This window comes from Mesorhizobium sp. M7A.F.Ca.CA.003.01.2.1, assembly GCF_003998945.1.
Classification (GTDB): domain Bacteria; phylum Pseudomonadota; class Alphaproteobacteria; order Rhizobiales; family Rhizobiaceae; genus Mesorhizobium; species Mesorhizobium ciceri.
Genome location: NZ_RZRA01000810.1, coordinates 1 through 2656 on the forward strand (window position 1 = coordinate 1; position 2656 = coordinate 2656).

Below are 2656 nucleotides of genomic sequence, written 5' to 3' on the forward strand. Positions count from 1 at the left end.
CGGCATCAGCGACATGGACAAATACCCCCATGAATTTTCCGGCGGCCAGCGCCAGCGCCTGTCGATCGCCCGCGCCATCATCACCCGCCCCAAGCTGGTCGTTGCCGACGAGCCGGTCTCGGCGCTCGATGTCTCGATCCGCGCCCAGATCCTCGATCTGTTCGCAGAGCTCAACCAGAAGCTCGGCATCGCCTACCTCTTCATCACCCACGACCTGACCGTGGCCCGCGCCATCACGGACGAGGTGCTGGTCATGCATGACGGCAAGATCGTCGAGCGCGGCAAGACGAGCGAAGTGCTCGACCACCCGCAGTCCGAGGCTGCCAAGGCGCTTGTCACCGCCGCCCCTGACTTGCACCGGGCGATCGCGGAGCGGCTGCGGGAGCAAGGCTGATCAGGAGAGAAGGCGGCCCGATCACTCCTGCGTCTTGACCACATCGACCGGGCTGATATCGAGCAGGTCGAGCGTGCGGCGCAGCAGGCGGATCTCGCTCTCGGCCAGTTGCGAATCCGCCTTGGCGATCTCCGCCATATGTTTGGCCAATTGCCGGCGCCGCTCGACGTCGAGATCGCGGAACAGTGCAATCGCCTGCGAGCCATTGGTCTCGTAGCCGAACTCGTTGAGATATTCGATGACGCTGTCGATGCTGCTTTCCTGAATGCCGAAGGCGTCCTTGCAGATGCGCCGGAAGGCAACCATTTCGCTCTCGCTGACCGACCCGTCGGCCAGGATCATGCGAAACAGCATCAGCAATTCCGCCGACAGGACCGGATCGTCCGCCACCTTGCGCACGCCGGGGTCGCCGTCGAATATCTGACGTATCTGGTCCAGCAATGCGAATGCCATCAGGAGCCTCTTTCCGGGTTAACTACACAAACACAATCCAGGCGCGATGCGCTGGGATAGAGGTAGCGCGGAATCGATCTTGCGCAAACAGGGCGGCCGTGGTCGAACGCTCGATATTTCAGCCGGCCGGACACCTCCATACATCAGATGATCGACCTTAGTATCCAGACCGTCGCCATGCTCGCTTTCGCCGCTTTTGCTGCGGGCTTTGTCGATTCGATCGCCGGCGGCGGCGGGCTGATCACAGTGCCGGCGCTGCTGCTTGCCGGCTTCACGCCGGTCCAGGCGCTCGCCACCAACAAACTGCAAGGCATGTTCGGCTCGGGCTCGGCGACCATCCACTACGCGTCGAAGGGTCATGTCGACCTGCGCCGGCAATTGCCGTCGGCGCTTCTGGCCCTTGTCGGCAGCGCCATCGGCGCCTTGCTGGCGACGATCGTGCCGGGTGACATACTGCGGGCTGCCCTGCCCATCGTGCTGATCGCCATCGCGCTCTACTTCGCGTTCAAGCCCAACATGAACGATGTCGACCGCGCCGAGCGCCTGTCGCCGTTCCTGTTTGGATTGACCTTGGTGCCCGCCATCGGCTTCTACGATGGCCTGTTCGGGCCAGGCGCCGGCTCCTTTTACATGCTGGCCTTCGTGGCACTTGCCGGCTACGGCGTGCTCAAGGCGACGGCGCATACCAAATTGCTCAACTTCGCCTCCAACATCGGCGGCTTCATCGTCTTCGCGGCCTTCGGCGTCGTCTACTGGAAGATCGGTCTGATGATGGGCGTCGCCCAGTTCCTCGGCGCTCGCGTCGGCGCCAGCCTGGCCATGCGCATCGGCGCAAGACTGATCAAGCCGCTGCTGGTGATCGTATGCCTGGCGCTTGCTGTGAAGCTGCTGGCTGACCCGGCGAACCCGCTGCGGGCCTTGATTGGTGTGTGATCCCGCGCCCTGATAGGATGCCGCTGTTCGAATCATGTTGGAGAGGCAGACATGAATCTTAGCGCACCTACCCAGATCGTTTTTATCATCTCCGTTGTTATCGCCATCATCGGCGTTCTCGCCGCGCTTGGCGTTCTCTCATTCATTCCACTCGCATCGGCGTGGATCGTGCTTATTGCTTTCATCGTGCTTGCCGGCGGCTGCTTGATGCGCGGCGCCTGACCATTTCCCTTGAAGTGGGGACGAGGAGCGCCCGGCCAAAAGCCGGGCGCTTTTGATTCCGGCCCTTGGTCTGTTAGATTTGACTGGCGCGAGGATGGCCGATGCCAGTCAAGATGCAACCCCAGCAAGAGCAGGACCGGTCCGTCGCCGGGCGGTTTGAGATGCGCCGGCGCCTGCCCGATCCTCGACTTCAGGGCATTGTGTCGGACATTTGCGGCTATCGCGAAATGGCGCCCGGCCATATGCGCAACGTCGAATATGCGTCGCTCACCGTACCGCTGGTCATCAGCTTCGCCGAACCCTTCGCCATCGGCCTCGGCAAGGCGCCCGGCGACAATGACCGCTTCGCCAGTTTCGCCGCCGGCCTCTTTGCCGGACCGGTGGTGATCGAATCCTTCGGCGGCGCCTGCTGCGTCCAGGTCAACTTCACGCCGCTTGGCGCACGCCGTTTCTTCCGCCTGCCGATGAGCGAACTGACAGACAGCATGGTCGTCCTCGACGACGTGCTTGGCGCTCAGGGCTTGGCGCTGCGTGAATGGCTGGGCAATGCGCCGGATTGGACGACGCGTTTCGACATGGCCGAAGCCTTCGTCACCGCCCGTCTCGAGAAGGCCGCCGAGACGCCACTTGAAATCGCCTGGGCCTATGACCGCA

General features: G+C 62.9%; 5 protein-coding genes. 4 read left to right on the forward strand and 1 reads right to left on the reverse strand.

Annotated features, from left to right (window positions below; genetic code table 11):
* On the forward strand, positions 1–394 hold a 394-nt coding region (locus EN969_RS25900), incomplete at its 5' end, for an ABC transporter ATP-binding protein (RefSeq protein WP_164758491.1).
* A gap of 21 nt (positions 395–415) precedes the next feature.
* Here EN969_RS25900 and EN969_RS25905 read toward each other — a convergent pair.
* Positions 416–847, reverse strand: coding sequence for a TerB family tellurite resistance protein (locus EN969_RS25905; protein WP_063168183.1), 432 nt, complete (start codon positions 845–847; stop codon positions 416–418).
* Between the two features lie 147 nt (positions 848–994).
* Between EN969_RS25905 and EN969_RS25910 the strand changes: the two genes are divergently transcribed.
* The 3 genes from EN969_RS25910 to EN969_RS25920 all read left to right on the forward strand — a co-directional run.
* Entirely contained in the window at positions 995–1780 is a 786-nt protein-coding gene (locus tag EN969_RS25910) for a TSUP family transporter (RefSeq protein ID WP_013531213.1), read from the forward strand.
* A gap of 51 nt (positions 1781–1831) precedes the next feature.
* Entirely contained in the window at positions 1832–2002 is a 171-nt protein-coding gene (locus tag EN969_RS25915; RefSeq protein WP_082826471.1) for a hypothetical protein, read from the forward strand.
* A gap of 101 nt (positions 2003–2103) precedes the next feature.
* Positions 2104–2656: DUF6597 domain-containing transcriptional factor (locus EN969_RS25920; protein WP_127419512.1), on the forward strand; the 553-nt coding region annotated here is incomplete at its 3' end.

What these genes read in the sequence shown, in the direction of transcription:
- EN969_RS25910 (WP_013531213.1), top strand. Translation starts at nt 995, where the DNA reads ATGATCGACCTTAGTATCCAGACCGTCGCCATGCTCGCTTTCGCCGCT.
- EN969_RS25915 (WP_082826471.1), top strand. Translation starts at nt 1,832, where the DNA reads ATGAATCTTAGCGCACCTACCCAGATCGTTTTTATCATCTCCGTTGTT.
- EN969_RS25905 (WP_063168183.1), bottom strand. Translation starts at nt 847, where the DNA reads ATGGCATTCGCATTGCTGGACCAGATACGTCAGATATTCGACGGCGAC.